At 40.4% G+C, this 14,653-nt stretch carries 18 protein-coding genes and 5 tRNA genes; 3 read left to right on the forward strand and 20 right to left on the reverse strand.

Translation table 11 applies throughout. The annotated features are described in order from the left end of the window. Positions 1-20 precede the first annotated feature (20 nt). The 20 genes from nusG to DCK90_RS15570 all read right to left on the reverse strand — a co-directional run bounded on the left by nusG (position 21) and on the right by DCK90_RS15570 (position 12,746). Positions 21-572, reverse strand: a complete 552-nt coding sequence (gene nusG / locus DCK90_RS15475) for a transcription termination/antitermination protein NusG (RefSeq protein ID WP_108247120.1) — start codon at positions 570-572, stop codon at positions 21-23. A 12-nt stretch (positions 573-584) separates the two neighbouring features. Beyond that, the gene (secE, locus tag DCK90_RS15480) at positions 585-773 is read right to left on the reverse strand and encodes a preprotein translocase subunit SecE (RefSeq protein WP_108247121.1); all 189 of its coding nucleotides are present in this window, start codon (positions 771-773) and stop codon (positions 585-587) included. Positions 774-794: 21 nt separating this feature from the next. Next, a tRNA-Trp gene (locus DCK90_RS15485) sits at positions 795-867 on the reverse strand. 71 nt (positions 868-938) lie between these two features. Continuing rightward, positions 939-2,126 (reverse strand): elongation factor Tu, encoded by a 1,188-nt coding sequence (gene tuf / locus DCK90_RS15490; protein WP_108247122.1) that lies wholly within the window; start codon positions 2,124-2,126, stop codon positions 939-941. Between the two features lie 48 nt (positions 2,127-2,174). Next, a tRNA-Thr gene (locus DCK90_RS15495) sits at positions 2,175-2,246 on the reverse strand. Between the two features lie 93 nt (positions 2,247-2,339). Beyond that, positions 2,340-2,415 (reverse strand) — tRNA-Gly (locus tag DCK90_RS15500). An 80-nt stretch (positions 2,416-2,495) separates the two neighbouring features. Beyond that, positions 2,496-2,578, reverse strand: a tRNA-Tyr gene (locus tag DCK90_RS15505). A 22-nt stretch (positions 2,579-2,600) separates the two neighbouring features. After that, positions 2,601-2,674: transfer RNA gene (locus DCK90_RS15510), tRNA-Thr, on the reverse strand. A 101-nt stretch (positions 2,675-2,775) separates the two neighbouring features. Further along, the gene (hpf, locus tag DCK90_RS15515; RefSeq protein ID WP_108247123.1) at positions 2,776-3,078 is read right to left on the reverse strand and encodes a ribosome hibernation-promoting factor, HPF/YfiA family; all 303 of its coding nucleotides are present in this window, start codon (positions 3,076-3,078) and stop codon (positions 2,776-2,778) included. Between the two features lie 53 nt (positions 3,079-3,131). Continuing rightward, on the reverse strand, positions 3,132-4,022 hold the full coding sequence (locus DCK90_RS15520; RefSeq protein ID WP_108247124.1) for a tyrosine-type recombinase/integrase: 891 nt from the start codon (positions 4,020-4,022) through the stop codon (positions 3,132-3,134). Between the two features lie 98 nt (positions 4,023-4,120). Continuing rightward, the gene (gene rpsU, locus DCK90_RS15525; protein WP_090299076.1) at positions 4,121-4,315 is read right to left on the reverse strand and encodes a 30S ribosomal protein S21; all 195 of its coding nucleotides are present in this window, start codon (positions 4,313-4,315) and stop codon (positions 4,121-4,123) included. Between the two features lie 95 nt (positions 4,316-4,410). Then, positions 4,411-5,577, reverse strand: coding sequence for an acyl-CoA dehydrogenase family protein (locus DCK90_RS15530; RefSeq protein WP_108247125.1), 1,167 nt, complete (start codon positions 5,575-5,577; stop codon positions 4,411-4,413). Positions 5,578-5,587: 10 nt separating this feature from the next. Next, entirely contained in the window at positions 5,588-6,442 is an 855-nt protein-coding gene (locus tag DCK90_RS15535; RefSeq protein ID WP_108247126.1) for a ComEA family DNA-binding protein, read from the reverse strand. Positions 6,443-6,460: 18 nt separating this feature from the next. Then, positions 6,461-8,524, reverse strand: a complete 2,064-nt coding sequence (locus DCK90_RS15540) for an amino acid carrier protein (protein ID WP_108247127.1) — start codon at positions 8,522-8,524, stop codon at positions 6,461-6,463. A gap of 85 nt (positions 8,525-8,609) precedes the next feature. Then, positions 8,610-9,617, reverse strand: coding sequence for a potassium channel family protein (locus tag DCK90_RS15545; protein ID WP_108247128.1), 1,008 nt, complete (start codon positions 9,615-9,617; stop codon positions 8,610-8,612). Positions 9,618-9,619: 2 nt separating this feature from the next. Further along, entirely contained in the window at positions 9,620-9,847 is a 228-nt protein-coding gene (locus DCK90_RS17135) for a PspC domain-containing protein (protein WP_100817497.1), read from the reverse strand. 8 nt (positions 9,848-9,855) lie between these two features. Further along, positions 9,856-11,136, reverse strand: a complete 1,281-nt coding sequence (locus DCK90_RS15555) for a DUF2851 family protein (protein WP_108247129.1) — start codon at positions 11,134-11,136, stop codon at positions 9,856-9,858. A 21-nt stretch (positions 11,137-11,157) separates the two neighbouring features. Beyond that, complete coding sequence (locus tag DCK90_RS15560; RefSeq protein ID WP_108247130.1) at positions 11,158-11,469, reverse strand: rhodanese-like domain-containing protein; 312 nt, start codon at positions 11,467-11,469, stop codon at positions 11,158-11,160. 83 nt (positions 11,470-11,552) lie between these two features. Next, complete coding sequence (locus tag DCK90_RS15565) at positions 11,553-12,185, reverse strand: thioredoxin family protein (protein ID WP_108247131.1); 633 nt, start codon at positions 12,183-12,185, stop codon at positions 11,553-11,555. A 6-nt stretch (positions 12,186-12,191) separates the two neighbouring features. Beyond that, positions 12,192-12,746, reverse strand: coding sequence for a TlpA family protein disulfide reductase (locus DCK90_RS15570; protein WP_108247132.1), 555 nt, complete (start codon positions 12,744-12,746; stop codon positions 12,192-12,194). 133 nt (positions 12,747-12,879) lie between these two features. Between DCK90_RS15570 and DCK90_RS15575 the strand changes: the two genes are divergently transcribed. Genes DCK90_RS15575 through DCK90_RS15585 form a run of 3 tightly spaced genes read left to right on the forward strand, consistent with a single transcriptional unit; the run spans position 12,880 to position 14,577 of the window. Next, complete coding sequence (locus DCK90_RS15575) at positions 12,880-13,326, forward strand: MarR family winged helix-turn-helix transcriptional regulator (RefSeq protein WP_108247133.1); 447 nt, start codon at positions 12,880-12,882, stop codon at positions 13,324-13,326. Between the two features lie 7 nt (positions 13,327-13,333). After that, positions 13,334-13,966, forward strand: coding sequence for an NAD(P)H-dependent oxidoreductase (locus DCK90_RS15580; protein WP_108247134.1), 633 nt, complete (start codon positions 13,334-13,336; stop codon positions 13,964-13,966). Positions 13,967-14,007: 41 nt separating this feature from the next. Further along, the gene (locus DCK90_RS15585; RefSeq protein WP_108247135.1) at positions 14,008-14,577 is read left to right on the forward strand and encodes a YceI family protein; all 570 of its coding nucleotides are present in this window, start codon (positions 14,008-14,010) and stop codon (positions 14,575-14,577) included. The last annotated feature ends 76 nt before the right edge of the window (positions 14,578-14,653 follow it).

The raw sequence follows: 14,653 nt of genomic DNA on the forward strand, positions 1-14,653 counted from the left end.
TATATATGTAACAGCTCTTGTTATACTTTTTCTACTTGCATATAGCTTAGTTCCAGTGGAGTTTTTCTACCAAAAATCTTCACCATAACTTCCAGCTTACGCTTTTCTTCGTTGATTTTTTCAACAGTTCCATTAAAACCATTGAAAGGTCCATCGATAACCTTTACCGTTTCACCCAACACAAATGGGATGGAAACGTTATCTGTATTCACGGCCAACTCATCTACTTTACCAAGCATACGGTTAACTTCCGATTTCCTCAACGGAACTGGATCACCACCTTTAACCTCTCCCAAGAAACCAATTACATTGGTTATGGAACGGATAATGTGAACCATTTCTCCACCAAGATTAGCCTTGATCATGATATATCCCGGAAAGTAAACACGTTCTTTGTTGATTTTTTTTCCGTTTCTGATCTGAACAACTTTTTCGGTAGGTACTAGAACTTCCTCAAGGTAGTCACCGAATCCGGCGCGCTCTACCTCGCTTTCAATATAGCCCTTGATCTTGTTCTCTTGACCACTGACCGCTCTAACTACATACCATTTCTTCTCCAGAACCTCAGACATATCGACCGACCTTTATCCTATTAATTTTTCAAAATACAACGTGATCAGCTTACTGAACAAGGAATCCACACCCCATGTCGCCAAAGCAAACAAGATGGAAAAAACCGCTACAATAACCATTAAATTAGAAGCTTTACTTCTTTCCAACCATGTTACGTTGTTCCTTAACTCCTCAAATGATTCCTTTATGTAAGTGACCATAATTTTAAAGTATTTTGCTAGCACGGGAGGAGAGACTCGAACTCCCGACACCTGGTTTTGGAGACCAGTGCTCTACCAACTGAGCTACACCCGTTTATAATTACACTGAAAGGTATCCCGAATAAATCGGAACACCCTTAGTGCAATTTTATATATATTCTGAAATTAATCTAGAATCTCAGTAACCTGACCAGCACCTACTGTTCTACCACCTTCACGGATAGCGAAACGTAGACCAACGCTCAATGCGATTGGCTGAATCAAATCCACAGTAATTGTCAAGTTATCACCTGGCATTACCATTTCAACTCCATCAGGAAGGTTAATGTTACCTGTTACGTCAGTTGTACGAACGTAGAACTGTGGACGGTAGTTGTTGTGGAATGGAGTGTGACGTCCACCTTCTTCTTTTTTCAAGATATAAACCTCAGCTTTGAATTTAGCGTGTGGTTTAACAGAACCTGGCTTACAGATTACCATACCTCTTTTAATATCGGATTTCTCGATACCTCTCAAAAGAAGACCAACGTTATCTCCAGCTTCACCTCTATCCAAAATTTTACGAAACATCTCAACACCAGTAATGGTAGAAGACAATTTCTCAGCACCCATACCAATGATATCTACAGCATCACCAGTGTTGGCAACACCTGTTTCAATACGACCAGTAGCAACAGTACCACGACCAGTAATAGTGAATACATCTTCGATTGGCATAAGGAAGTCTTTATCAACCTCACGAGTTGGCTCCTCAATCCAGCTATCAACAGCCTCCATCAACTCCATTACAGTATCAACCCATTTTTGCTCACCGTTCAAAGCACCAAGTGCAGAACCAGAGATTACAGGTCCGTTGTCACCATCGTACTCGTAGAAAGAAAGCAATTCTCTTACTTCCATTTCAACAAGCTCCAATAGCTCCTCATCATCCACCATGTCAACTTTGTTCAAGAAAACAACAATACGTGGAATACCTACCTGACGACCCAAAAGGATGTGCTCACGAGTCTGTGGCATAGGACCATCAGTTGCAGCAACCACCAAAATAGCACCGTCCATCTGAGCAGCACCTGTAACCATGTTCTTTACGTAATCCGCGTGACCAGGACAGTCAACGTGAGCGTAGTGACGGTTAGCAGTTTGGTACTCAACGTGCGAAGTGTTGATAGTAATACCTCTCTCTTTTTCTTCTGGCGCGTTATCGATGGAGTCAAAGCTTCTAAGCTCAGACAAACCAGCGTTCGCCAATACAGTGGTAATAGCAGCAGTCAATGTTGTTTTACCGTGATCCACGTGTCCAATGGTACCAATATTTAAGTGGGGTTTGGAACGATCAAAAGTTTCCTTTGCCATTTTAAAATAATTTTAATCTTAGTTTATATTAGTGTACAAATCGTTTTGAGCCAATGACGGGAATTGAACCCGTGACCTCTTCCTTACCAAGGAAACGCTCTACCCCTGAGCTACACCGGCCTATGGGTTATCAGGTTTAGAGTTTAAAGTTACAAGCTTAGCTCGTCAAAACTTCAACCTTTTCTACTTGCATCTAAAAGATTCAAGTTTATATGGAGCGGGAGACCGGGTTCGAACCGGCGACATTCAGCTTGGAAGGCTGACGCTCTACCAACTGAGCTACTCCCGCATTTTTTTCTGGACTTTCGTCCAAAGATTCCAATATTTCAAAAAACCTTCTATCCCGATTGTTCCGACGAACAATCTTTGTGGGGGGAGCAGGATTCGAACCTGCGAAGGTAAAAACCAACAGATTTACAGTCTGTCCTCGTTGGCCGCTTGAGTATCCCCCCGCCTTATTTTCAGTAACTTACGAGCCGATAGAGGGACTCGAACCCACGACCTGCTGATTACAAATCAGCTGCTCTAGCCAGCTGAGCTATATCGGCATTTCACCGCTTTTTTCTCACTAAAAAAGCCCGCTATTTCTAACGGACTGCAAATGTATATATTTATATTTTAATTCAAAATAAAATTTGAAAAATTTTCATCAAGCATTTGCCCTTAACTTCTCCTTCTTCTTCACCAACTGTCTTTCCAAGGAACTACAGGCAGAATCCACAGCCTCCTCAAAAGACTTACATTGCTTTTTCACCATGATTTTGTCGCGAGGAACGAACACCATGATTTCCACGATCTTATTCTCTTTTGCACTTGTGTTTTCCACTTTCAAATAAACATCCGATTCGATGACCTTGTCATAAAACAATTCTAACTTATCCATTCTTTTTTGGACAAAGTCGATGAGTTTACCATCAGCTGTAAAATTTACCGATTGTGCGTTTACTTTCATAAGACGAAGTTTTAGTACTGTCAAAGACAGTGAAGTTAAACAATACAAGAATTTTATTTCTTGTTTCTTGGATGGGCCTTTTGATGTACTTTTTTCAGTTCGGCAATACTATTGTGCGTATACACTTGTGTTGATGCCAAACTGGAATGACCCAGCAATTCCTTTACGGAATTTAAATCCGCTCCCCTGTTCAGCAAGTGTGTTGCAAAGGTGTGCCTTAATATGTGGGGGCTCTTTTTCACCTTAGGGGACACTAAACTAAAATACTTATTTATGGTTCGATAAACAAGTGTTTCATAAATTTTAAGACCTTCTTTTGTTAATATTAGGAAAGAAGAATCCGTCACATTTTCAAGCTCCGAACGCTTGGACAAATAGTTTTTGATTTGCTCTATGGCAGATGGTATTATGGGAATGACGCGCTCCTTGTTCCGCTTGCCCAGCACTTTGATAACCTGTGATGAAAAGTCGACATCATTGATTTTCAAGTTTACCAATTCCGCTCTGCGCATTCCGGTGGTGTACAATAATTCTATGATCAATTTGTCCCGTTCGCCCTCAAAATCATCGGCAAATGGAATTTCAGATAGAATCACCTCCATTTCATTCTCGGAAAAAGGCACCTCTACTTTTTTGCTTGTTTTGAGCGCCCTGTGCTTTACCAAAGGTGAAACAGATATATCACCGATCTTCAATAAAAATTTGTAATAGGCCTGTAGAGAAGATATTTTTCTGTTGATGGACCTGCTGGATATATCCTGGTCGGATAGCTCAACTATCCAGTTTCTGATCATTGAATAGGAGATTCCTATAATATCGTCTTCCTCATGATGTTCTTTGCAGAATTGAGCAAAGGATTCAATATCCTTTTGATATGCCTTTATGGTATGGTCGGAATAATTTTTCTCTAACCTTAAATAGGATATAAAAGCTGAAACGGACATATACCAAAGGTAGCAATTTAGGATGCACCTAGGCATAAAACGAAAAATCCCGTTCCAATATTGGAACGGGATTGATATATTTTGTTAAAGCGATAGCCCTATACTTCTTCTTGGTCCCTAAGACCTTGAATGTACTGTGCTTTTTGTATTTGCGCTCTACGCTCTACAGAAGGCTTGGTGAACTGCTGTCTTGATCTTAACTGACGCATCGTACCTGTTCTGTCGAACTTACGTTTGAAACGCTTTAAAGCTCTATCGATGTTTTCTCCTTCTTTTACTGGTATAATTAACATGGGCTACAACCTCCTTTCTTTAAAATTTTGGTCTGCAAATATACAAATGATATTCAATGGGTAAAGAAATATTTTATTTTTTTGATGAAAGGTTATTATGAACGCTTTTTATACGCTTTCTTATCCACAATGATCTTCGCCAAAATTTCCTTTAATATCTCGGAGGTCCCCCCGCCAATCGGCCCCAATCTACTATCACGCATCAAGCGTGCCATGGGATAGTCTTCTATATATCCATAGCCGCCCAAAAACTGCAAACAGTTATAAATGACCTCATCGGCCATTTTAGTGGATTTTAATTTGGAAATTGTAGCTTCCTTAACCACATAGACCCCTTTTTCCATTTGTGCTACAGTAGCATAATTGAACTGCTTGCAAACCAACATATCTGAATACAGGTCCACCAATCGGTGGCGCAATGCCTGAAATTGGTCAATGCTCCTACCAAACGCCTCTCGTTCGGACATATATTGCAACGCATAATCCAAGGCATACTCCGCACGTGCATGGGCATTTATACCCATCACCAAGCGCTCTAAAGCAAAGGCTTCCATAATATACCCAAAGCCCTCGTTCTCCACACCCAACAAATTGGATGCAGGGACCTCAACATTATCAAAGGCCAGCTCTGCTGTATCCGAAGCTCGCCAACCCAACTTATTCAGTTTACTGGCGGTAACACCCTTCGCATACCTATCCACCACGAACATACTGATACCCTTATGACCTGCATCCTTATCCGTTTTGGCCGCCAATATAATGTAGTCCCCATAAACACCATTGGTAATAAATGTCTTGGAACCGTTTACAATATATGTATCTCCCTTCTTTTCGGCAGTGGTACGCATAGCGGCCACATCACTACCCCCAAAGGGCTCTGACACTCCTAAACAGCCAATTTTGTTACCAAGCACACTTGGTTCCAGATAAGCTTTTTTCTGCTCATCATTGGCTAATTTGTTCAAATAGGTCATCGCAAGGTACTGGTGCGCCCACATGGCGGCAGCAAAACCTCCCGAATTAATCTTTTGCAATTCTTCCAGAAAAATTACTGTGTAAAAAAGGTCCAGACCTAGACCAGAATATGCTTCGGGAGTCATCAATCCAAAAAAGCCCATTTCACCGAACTTGGGCCATATGGATTTATCGATTTTACCGGATTCTTCCCATTCCTCAATATGGGGAACAACTTCTTTCTGTAAAAAATCCTTCAAACTTTCGCGGAATAAGTTATGCTCTTCCGTGAAGTACATTTCGTTCATAGCACCTATTTTATAAAGACAAATATAAAGCTATTCTATCTAGCTTTTCTGTAGGAAACCCGTCCACTTGACTCAATTCCTGTAAAGATGCAAATAAACCATTTTTATCTCTATATTCCACAATGTTGGATGCCAACAAACTATTTATGTAGACCAATCGGGACAACTCTTTTGCATTGGCGGTATTCACATTTATTTTAGCTACCACAGGTATTTCAACCACTTGGAACTTGAGCAACGCTTTATCCACTACGTTTGGTTCAAGCCCGTAAACATCATACAATTGTTCGTTCACCAAAAAGCCGCCAAGCCTGTCTCTAAACTTTATGATTCTTTCTGACAGAGTTGCCCCAATACCATATACTTGTCTCAATTCCTCAACGGTAGCAGTATTCAAGTCTTTGATATTGGTTTCGGTAGCAGGCTGTGAAGTTGTCTTTTTTACCTTTTGATTTTTTCCGGCCCATTCGGGGAATTTAAAATAGGGCGAGATTTGATTTAGTAAAGAGTCCGATACTTCGGTAACCGTTTGAAATTCCTTTGCCGAATTCACAAATTTTCCCTGCTCCCTAAAAGAAAACAATCTATCTAATTCAGCTAGGGACATTCCCAGCGAGTACCCCTTATAATCGGTTATATAGTTTGGATTGAAGGGATATACTTTTTTTGAGCTTTCAAGCTGATGTATTTTGAGACTATCAATTCTGGATTGTTCTTGTGCATTTAGGGCAAAGTCACTATCCAGGCTGGAAGGATTTGCCTTCAAATAATAATAGCCAACCTGAAACAGGACCACTATCAACAACAAAAAGAAAATCCCACTTCGTTCCTGTTTGTTGAACCTGAAGTGGGATTGTCTTTTCATATTATAAAGATGCTGCTTTTAGCCCTTCAATTTTTTAAAGAGCTGTCCAGCTTTCAATTTTGACAAGTATCCATCCAAATCTTTACGTACCTCACCGGACATAATATAAAGTCCAATGATATTCGGGAAGGACATAGCCAAGATCATCATATCAGAAAAGTCCAGTACAGCCCCCAAACTTACAGAAGCACCTACGACCACGAAAACCAAAAACAACATTTTATAAATCATTTCCGAACGTTTGCTCTTACCAAAAAGATAGGTCCAAGCTCTCATTCCATAGTAAGACCATGAAATCATAGTTGAGAATGCAAAAAGGAATACTGCCAAGGCCAAGATGTAAGGAAACCAAGATATCTGGCTACCAAAAGCATCGGACGTCAACTGGGCTCCAGCCATTCCTTCTACCTCGTGCATTCCTGTAAAAATCAACACCAAAGCAGTAAGGGTACACACCACTACCGTATCAATAAACGGTTCCAGCAAAGCAACAAAACCTTCGGATGGTGGGTGGTTAGTCTTTGCGGCACTGTGCGCAATTGCAGCAGAACCTACCCCAGCTTCATTCGAAAAGGCCGCACGTTGGAAACCAATGACCAAGACCCCGAGAATACCCCCCTTAAGTGCTGAAGGGCTAAATGCACCGTCAACAATGGCAGAGAATGCCGGACCAATATTTTGTATGTTCATTATAATTACCGCCAAGGCCGCCACTATATATATGGATGCCATAATCGGCACAATCTTACCTGTTACTTTGGCAATACTGCTAATACCTCCAATGATAACTACACCTACCAAAATAGCAGTAACCACTCCAAACCAGAAACCGTTACCTGCTAAAACTGGAAATTGTCCCGCCAATTGCTCAAAGGACTGGTTTGCTTGGAACATATTTCCACCTCCGAATGAAGCTCCAACGGCAAGTACGGCAAATACACCTGCCAACACTTTACCAAAACCTTTTAGGTTTCTTTTTTCCAGACCATAACGGAGGTAATTCATAGGTCCACCGAACACACGGCCATCAGGAAGAATATCACGATATTTTACCCCAAGGGTGCACTCCACAAACTTGGACGACATACCCAAAAGACCACAAACTATCATCCAGAAAGTAGCTCCGGCACCTCCTAACGATACTGCTACAGCAACACCTGCAATATTTCCAAGACCAACAGTACCGGAAACTGCAGTGGCCAATGCTTGAAAGTGAGTAACTTGCCCCGGAGCTTCCGGGTCATCATATTTTCCTTTGGCCAAATCAATGGAATGTCTAAACCCACGAATGTTGATGAAGCCCATTCTAATCGTAAAGAACAGTGCACCCAATACCAACCAGATTACAATAAATGGTATACCTTTTATTATAGGGTCACCATTGGGATGAATCATTGCAATAGGTTCATCATATTCCACCTCAGCAAAATAATGAGCTCCCTGCTCAATTACATGTTCTTGGTTTTCAGAGTTATAAATTACATTTCCTTCTTTGACCTTGTGCTGCAATTTACCTTTTGCAGAAGATTTAATTGTAATATCACCGCGCTTATCACTAGTGATGACAGCGATATCTTCACCTGCCTTAACACTGGCCTTATCTCCCTTGAGCCACTGTTTTAAGATGAACTTATCTTGGGTCTCGTTGCTCCAATCGGGTATGCCTATCAACTTTACATCGGCATAGGCGACCGGATCGTAGATCCCGATGGCGGCAAAAGGGTCCCAAAAAAGAACAGACCCCAATGCACTTACTGCCGGGGTCATGGTTCCATTAAAAACTTCTGTTATCGATTCTGTCTCTACCTTAAATTCTTTGGTAACGGAATTACCTGCTGCATCGGTTACCGTTACACTATAAGGTATACCTTCCACCAATCCCTTTGCAGATTTGGATGTAAGTGGTGTTTCCTGATTGCTCCACTTGTAGGTGTAGGGCTCCGTCCCCCCATCAACTTCAAGCTCTATGGCTCCATCATTAATATTATTGGAAACATTGTAGGTCTTACCTACTACAGTCAATTCCTGTGAAAAACCAGTGGTCAATGCACAAAAAGACAATAGAAAAAGAAAATACTTCATATATTGAGATTAGTTAGTTTTTGGTATGATAAAGGCAACAATATCCAAAAAAAAATCAACGCTATCAAATTTTAAGTTTTTTTAACTAACCAATCTGAAACATTTGATTTAATTTCCGTATTTGTTCAGGTCTTCCCAATACAATCACCTTACTTTTTGGTTGCAAGACCAAGTCGGCCTCTGGGTTGATAACATAAGTTCCATTGGGATCTATGTAACCTATAATGGTACAGCCTGTCTTTCTCCTCAAGTCCAAATCCCGAAGGGAGTGGCAATCCATTTGATTGGTAAAATCCTCTATACTCACCTCTTCCAGGTTTGTGGTATGTTCCCCTTCTATGGATAGCTGATCTAAAAAAGTAATCAAGTCGGGCATTACCACCAACGAGGCCATATGGTCTCCTCCTATTTTATCGGGCATAATGACCTTATTGGCCCCCGCAAATTCTAATTTTTTCACGGAAGTGATTTGCGAAGCCCTACTTATAATAAAAAGGTTCTTATTGAGTTGGCGTGCGGAAAGCACAATAAACAGGTTGGCCGAGTCGTCCGGAACAGCAGTGATTAAATACTGCGCCCTATCTATTCCAGCTTGCAGTAGTACATCATCCTCATTGGCATCGCCCTCTACAAATAAAATCTCCTCTTCATGGCGCTCAATGATCTCTTTGTCTTTCTCGATAACCACAAAAGGTTTATTGTAAGCTATCAATTTTTCTGCGGCCTGCATGCCGTTCCTGCCGAAGCCACAGACCACAACATGGTTCGTTAGGTCATCTATCTGTTTCTTCACTCTTTTCTTTTTTAGCAGTTCCAGTGAGTTTCTTCCCAAAATGTACTCGGTAACCACCGAAATGGCAAAACCAAAGATAAATACACTGGTAACAATTAAAAATACGGTAAAAATCTTTGCGTTGGCATCCAACGGCCTCACCTCCGAAAAACCAACAGTGGTTACGGTGATAATGGTCATATAAATAGCCTCTATCCACGTAAAGTCGGACAGCATTTTGTAACCGACCACCCCGAACAGCAACACCACCACCATTAAGGATAGGGCCAATACTATTTTGGAGCGCATCAGTCTAATCATGTCTACAAATCAAATACGGATGTTCTTTTGGTATAAATCAAGTCTTTAATCCGGAGCCAAAAGGCTATAAATAGGTATAGCGCAAAGCCAAAACCCAAGGTAACAAAGGTTAAATAAATAAAGCTGGTACGCACCACCCGTGCCCGTATGCCCAACCGCTCCGCAATTCGGCCACAAACCTCAAAGCCTCTTTTTTGAAAGTAATAAAGGGTGTTATAGAACAAAGACATAGCCAAAATTATGTATTTCTATTTAATAATTGTGCACCGATCACGCATTGCATGCATTTATTTTTAACGCAGTAATTTGTATATAATTCCAATTTTGCTTGACTCTCCAATGCATTTTGAGTTTTCGGCCCCATTTTGTCAAAATTTTTGATAATGGAATTGTCCTCTCCCCCCAATTGGGACATTAATGAAATCAACTCATCGTTCCAATCCCTCCCAGTATGTTTGGCATAACAGAATTTGATGGGCACCAACGTATTGATGACAACAAGGTCGATAAACTTTTTGGACAGTTTTTTTGTACTCTTTTTAGAAGCCTTACCAAAGGTATAATGGTCTTCCCAATATTTTCCAGCACCAATTTCAAACATTTGATAAATAGATTCCAAAGAGTTCAATTCCATCAATCTGGAAAAAAGATTGTGGGTTTTCAAATACAGGTTGACCAATTGCGAGACTCGAACGGTTGGAAAATTCATTGGGCGTAATCCAAAGAAATCAGGTTTTGATGATGGCTCGTTCAAATCAAATTTATGGACGAGGTAGTTATATTCCTTTTGAAGTTGCAAAAAATAGGAATCGGAACATTCTTTCACTTTCAAAAGTCCAAAACTCCCAAAAAGCAAAGCTTCCAACTGCAAGGGCTCGTTCGTGGTTTTTCTAATAATTGAAAAATCCAGTTGTCGCGCACGGTCTAAAAAATATTGCCCATTTACCTTGGAACCAAAATTCTTGGCCAAGAGTATAAACAACACTGCTTCCCAATCGTTTTTAGAGGACTGTAATAGGTTAAATATCAACTCGGATTTATGTTCCAGCCGCTCAATATATAATCGATGCAACCAGTTATCAATCAAAAAGGAGTCAACATCTTTCAGGTCGCTCTCACAATTGATAAAGTTAATCCGGGAATTGTCCATTAAGTTCCGATAACCTTCCAACAACTTGCCAGACACGTAATGCTTCACTTCCAAGGCAGGAATTTGAGAACCATCTTTCCTAAAAACAGCAATGTCATCCTCCCAGACTACGTGGAGAATGACATTGTTATAATTTTCATCCGTTTCGTGATGGTGCACATACCAATCGGAAGATTTAAGGTGCATCTCCACGTTCCCGGCCCAGAGCTGCCCGTCAATTTCAACCTTGGCATTGAAAAAATCCGGGCCGGCCAAACTGTTTTGGGTTCCCAGAGCCTTAACCTGAATAGGTTCACCGTTACCCGTACGCAGGTTTTCCGTTGGAAGTTTGTTGTGCTTCCAAATAAAATAAAGTAGGTCTTCTCGCATTGATTTGGGATAAATGGAGATTTACTCTTCTACATCGCCGTCCCAGTTCATAAAACCGCCTTCCAGGTTATAAGCATTTTCGAACCCGAGGCTGTTCATTATGGCACAGGCCTGACCGCTACGGTTTCCCGATCTACAATAAACATAATAGTTTTTGGACTTGTCCAGTTTTTCCAATTCATCGACAAATTCTTGTCCCAAATATATATCGATGTTCGTGGAACCTGGAATATATCCTTCTTCAACTTCTTCGGGAGTTCGTACATCCAAAATAAAGGCGTTGTTGTCGTTTTCCAATTGTTCCGCCCATTCTTCTTGTGATAGATCTGACATTATTTTTCTATTTAGATTGATACAAAAATAAAAATCCGAAGCATTATTACTTCGGATTTACCAATTCTTTATGTGGAGATAGTTTATTTAATACCACATCCAATGGCTTTCGTTGTTTTTGGATTGATTTCATTTCCTGCCAACATTGCATTAACTGCATTTTCCACGAAGGGTTTTTCTACCTGTGATGCATTCTGATAATTGTCGTCGATAGCCCCTATATACCTTACTACATTGCCTATAGGCGTTTTCTCCAAAAGAAAAACGTGCGGGGTACGCGTAGCGCCATATTTCGGGTAGACTTTTTGGCCCTCGTCCAAGAGGTACGGAAAAGTGAAACCTTTTTTATCGGCACGCTCTATCATTTTAGCAAAACTATCACCTGATTTAACGCTTGGATCGTTCGGATTAATGGCAATTACAGGTACACCCTGTGGTTTGTATTTGGCATCCAGTGCAATTACCCTATCCTCATAGGCTTGGGAATAGGGACAAGTATTACAGGTGAAGATTACCAAAAAGCCTTTGGCGCTTTCATAATCCGACAAGGACACCATGGTCCCATCTACATTTTTTAATTCGAAATCATCGGCCAAATCACCAATTTCGTATCCATCATCCAAATTATGTTCGGCCGCCACTTTGAATCCAACAGCAAAAGATGCCACAAAAATCAATAGCAAAGCAGACCATCCTAAAATTCTGATTTTTTTCATAGCACATCAGTTTATAAATGTTTTCAACTCATTATTAAGTTCCTCGTACGTGAACCCACGCTCGTAAAAAGTTCGTTTGTCCTTATTATATATTAGGGTAGCTGGAATACCACCGCCCCACTCCTCTGAGACTTTGGGTATCCAATCATTCTGTTTGGGATCGTCCAATATCACCACTTGGGATTGTATTTTATTTTTCATCACATAGGGTTCCAAACGGCTCTTCCACATATTGGGCATATCCAAACTCACCAAAACCACTTCTACATTTTTCCCATCATATTCCGAATTGATTCGCTCAAAATGTGGCATCTCCTCTAAACAAGGTTTGCACCAAGTGGCCCAGAAATTTATAACATAGGTTTTGCCATCATTATTATGTAGCAATGGTTCAAAACCATCAAAATCATATATGGGAAAGGGAATATCATTCTGCCCATCACCATCCTTCGCAACCATTTCATTCTCAACAATCTCGGGTTTACCACTATCCGCTTTCTTCTTTTCAGCGCACCCGAAAACAATTGACATCACCAACGAAATCAACAATAACCTGTTCATTACCTGAATTTTACAACTTAAAAATACGCACTACCCATGCCATTTTCCAGTCTTTAACAAAAATTTATCTATCAGAAATTTGGATTCAAGGTTTAAATCAACATACATTTGTATATACAAATATTGTTTGTACATGAATGTTGAAGAAATTATAAAAACCTCCAAAAAGATTCCATTGGAACCCAGGACTCTGATTCACATGCAGTTGGTTCATAACAAGATTATTGAAGTTATGCATTCTGCGCTTAAACCTTTTGAGGTATCCCTACAACAATTCAATGTGCTGCGCATTTTACGCGGACAACAAGGCAAACCCGCCAATCTATCCACGCTAAATGAAAGAATGGTCACCAAAATGAGCAATACAACAAGATTGGTGGATAAGCTTTTGAACAAAGGGCTTGTAAACCGTTGTGTATGCCCATCCAATCGAAGAAAAGTTGAGATTGTAATTACGGATGACGGCCTCAAGGCTTTGGAACAGATGGACGAAGCATTACTTGAAGCGCACAAAACGATTTACAAGAATTTCAATCAGAACGATTTAGAGAAACTAAATGACTTATTAGATAAATTTTAAATAAAGCATGAGTACAGTAATTGAACATAGAACTTGGCGCTACGCCACCAAAAAATTTGACGCCACGAAAAAGGTATCGGACGAAGACCTGGAAACCCTGATAGAGGCAACACGCCTGAGCGCCTCTTCGTATGGATTACAACCTTATCATATATTGGTAATTTCAAATCAAGAAACAAAAGAGCAGTTAAAACCGGCATCTTGGAATCAGTCTCAAATTACGGATGCATCGCATATAATCGTTTTTGCAAATGCAACGGACTTTGGTGAAGAATTGGTCGATGATTACGTGGCCAATGTGAGCCAAACCAGAAATATCCCTGAAGAAGGATTGAGGGGATATGCCGATTTTATGAAGTCCAAGTTGATAGACCTGCCTCTCGAAACCAAAGATAGTTGGACAGCTAAACAGGCTTACATTGCCTTCGGTAATTTGATGCAGGCCGCTGCGGAATTAAAAATTGACACCTGTCCCATGGAAGGTTTTGAATCCGAAAAATACAATGAAATTTTGGGGCTTGAGGATAAAAACCTCAACGCTGCAGTAGTATTGGCCATAGGATACCGTTCCGAAAAGGACGAAACCCAACACTACGCCAAGGTTAGAAAATCAACAGAAGAATTATTTACCCTAATATAATATTGAACCCTTAACAATTAAAAACAGAAATTAAAACAATCATGAAAAAGACAATTCTAAGCTTAACGTTGGTAACCGTATTAGGTACCTCAGCAAATGCAAACCCGGTTAAAGAAACCAAAGAAGTAAAAACTTCTGAAAGCCAAGTAACCTGGAAAGGTTACAAAGTCGGAGGTTCGCACGAAGGTACCATCAGCCTTAAATCCGGTGCTTTGGAATTTGATGGTGAAAAGTTGGTAGGCGGAGAGTTTGTTGTAGATATGACCAGCATCAACACAACCGATTTGGAAGGTGATTACAAAGGTCAGTTGGATGGTCACTTGAAATCTGATGATTTCTTCGGAACTGCCAATCACCCAACTGCCAAATTGGTTTTCACCAAAGTAAAATCAACTGGGAAAAACTCTTACGACGTAACTGGCGACCTTACCATTAAAGATACTACCGAGCCTGTAACCTTTGAAGTTTCCGTGTATGGGGATAAAGCAACTGCTTCATTGAAAGTTGACAGAACCAAATACGATGTAAAATACGGATCAGGAATCATTGGAACAGCCAAGGACAAATTAATCTATGACGAGTTTGATTTGGTAGTTGATCTACAGATGTAATCAGCTCCTGTTTAGTGTGTGGAAATCCCGTCCTAGAAATTCTAGGGCGGGATTTTTGATTTTAAACAAAACATTG

Source organism: Muricauda brasiliensis (genome assembly GCF_003057865.1).
Taxonomy (GTDB): domain Bacteria; phylum Bacteroidota; class Bacteroidia; order Flavobacteriales; family Flavobacteriaceae; genus Flagellimonas; species Flagellimonas chongwuensis.

Bases quoted from the DNA above. Each gene is read 5' to 3' on its own strand.
- DCK90_RS15535 (WP_108247126.1), bottom strand. From the start codon at position 6,442: ATGAAAAGACAATCCCACTTCAGGTTCAACAAACAGGAACGAAGTGGG.
- DCK90_RS15580 (WP_108247134.1), top strand. From the start codon at position 13,334: ATGAGTACAGTAATTGAACATAGAACTTGGCGCTACGCCACCAAAAAA.
- DCK90_RS15530 (WP_108247125.1), bottom strand. From the start codon at position 5,577: ATGAACGAAATGTACTTCACGGAAGAGCATAACTTATTCCGCGAAAGT.
- nusG (WP_108247120.1), bottom strand. From the start codon at position 572: ATGTCTGAGGTTCTGGAGAAGAAATGGTATGTAGTTAGAGCGGTCAGT.
- DCK90_RS15575 (WP_108247133.1), top strand. From the start codon at position 12,880: ATGAATGTTGAAGAAATTATAAAAACCTCCAAAAAGATTCCATTGGAA.
- DCK90_RS15540 (WP_108247127.1), bottom strand. From the start codon at position 8,524: ATGAAGTATTTTCTTTTTCTATTGTCTTTTTGTGCATTGACCACTGGT.
- rpsU (WP_090299076.1), bottom strand. From the start codon at position 4,315: ATGTTAATTATACCAGTAAAAGAAGGAGAAAACATCGATAGAGCTTTA.
- hpf (WP_108247123.1), bottom strand. From the start codon at position 3,078: ATGAAAGTAAACGCACAATCGGTAAATTTTACAGCTGATGGTAAACTC.
- DCK90_RS17135 (WP_100817497.1), bottom strand. From the start codon at position 9,847: ATGTCTTTGTTCTATAACACCCTTTATTACTTTCAAAAAAGAGGCTTT.
- DCK90_RS15545 (WP_108247128.1), bottom strand. From the start codon at position 9,617: ATGATTAGACTGATGCGCTCCAAAATAGTATTGGCCCTATCCTTAATG.
- DCK90_RS15585 (WP_108247135.1), top strand. From the start codon at position 14,008: ATGAAAAAGACAATTCTAAGCTTAACGTTGGTAACCGTATTAGGTACC.
- DCK90_RS15570 (WP_108247132.1), bottom strand. From the start codon at position 12,746: ATGAACAGGTTATTGTTGATTTCGTTGGTGATGTCAATTGTTTTCGGG.
- DCK90_RS15555 (WP_108247129.1), bottom strand. From the start codon at position 11,136: ATGCGAGAAGACCTACTTTATTTTATTTGGAAGCACAACAAACTTCCA.
- tuf (WP_108247122.1), bottom strand. From the start codon at position 2,126: ATGGCAAAGGAAACTTTTGATCGTTCCAAACCCCACTTAAATATTGGT.
- DCK90_RS15565 (WP_108247131.1), bottom strand. From the start codon at position 12,185: ATGAAAAAAATCAGAATTTTAGGATGGTCTGCTTTGCTATTGATTTTT.
- DCK90_RS15560 (WP_108247130.1), bottom strand. From the start codon at position 11,469: ATGTCAGATCTATCACAAGAAGAATGGGCGGAACAATTGGAAAACGAC.
- DCK90_RS15520 (WP_108247124.1), bottom strand. From the start codon at position 4,022: ATGTCCGTTTCAGCTTTTATATCCTATTTAAGGTTAGAGAAAAATTAT.
- secE (WP_108247121.1), bottom strand. From the start codon at position 773: ATGGTCACTTACATAAAGGAATCATTTGAGGAGTTAAGGAACAACGTA.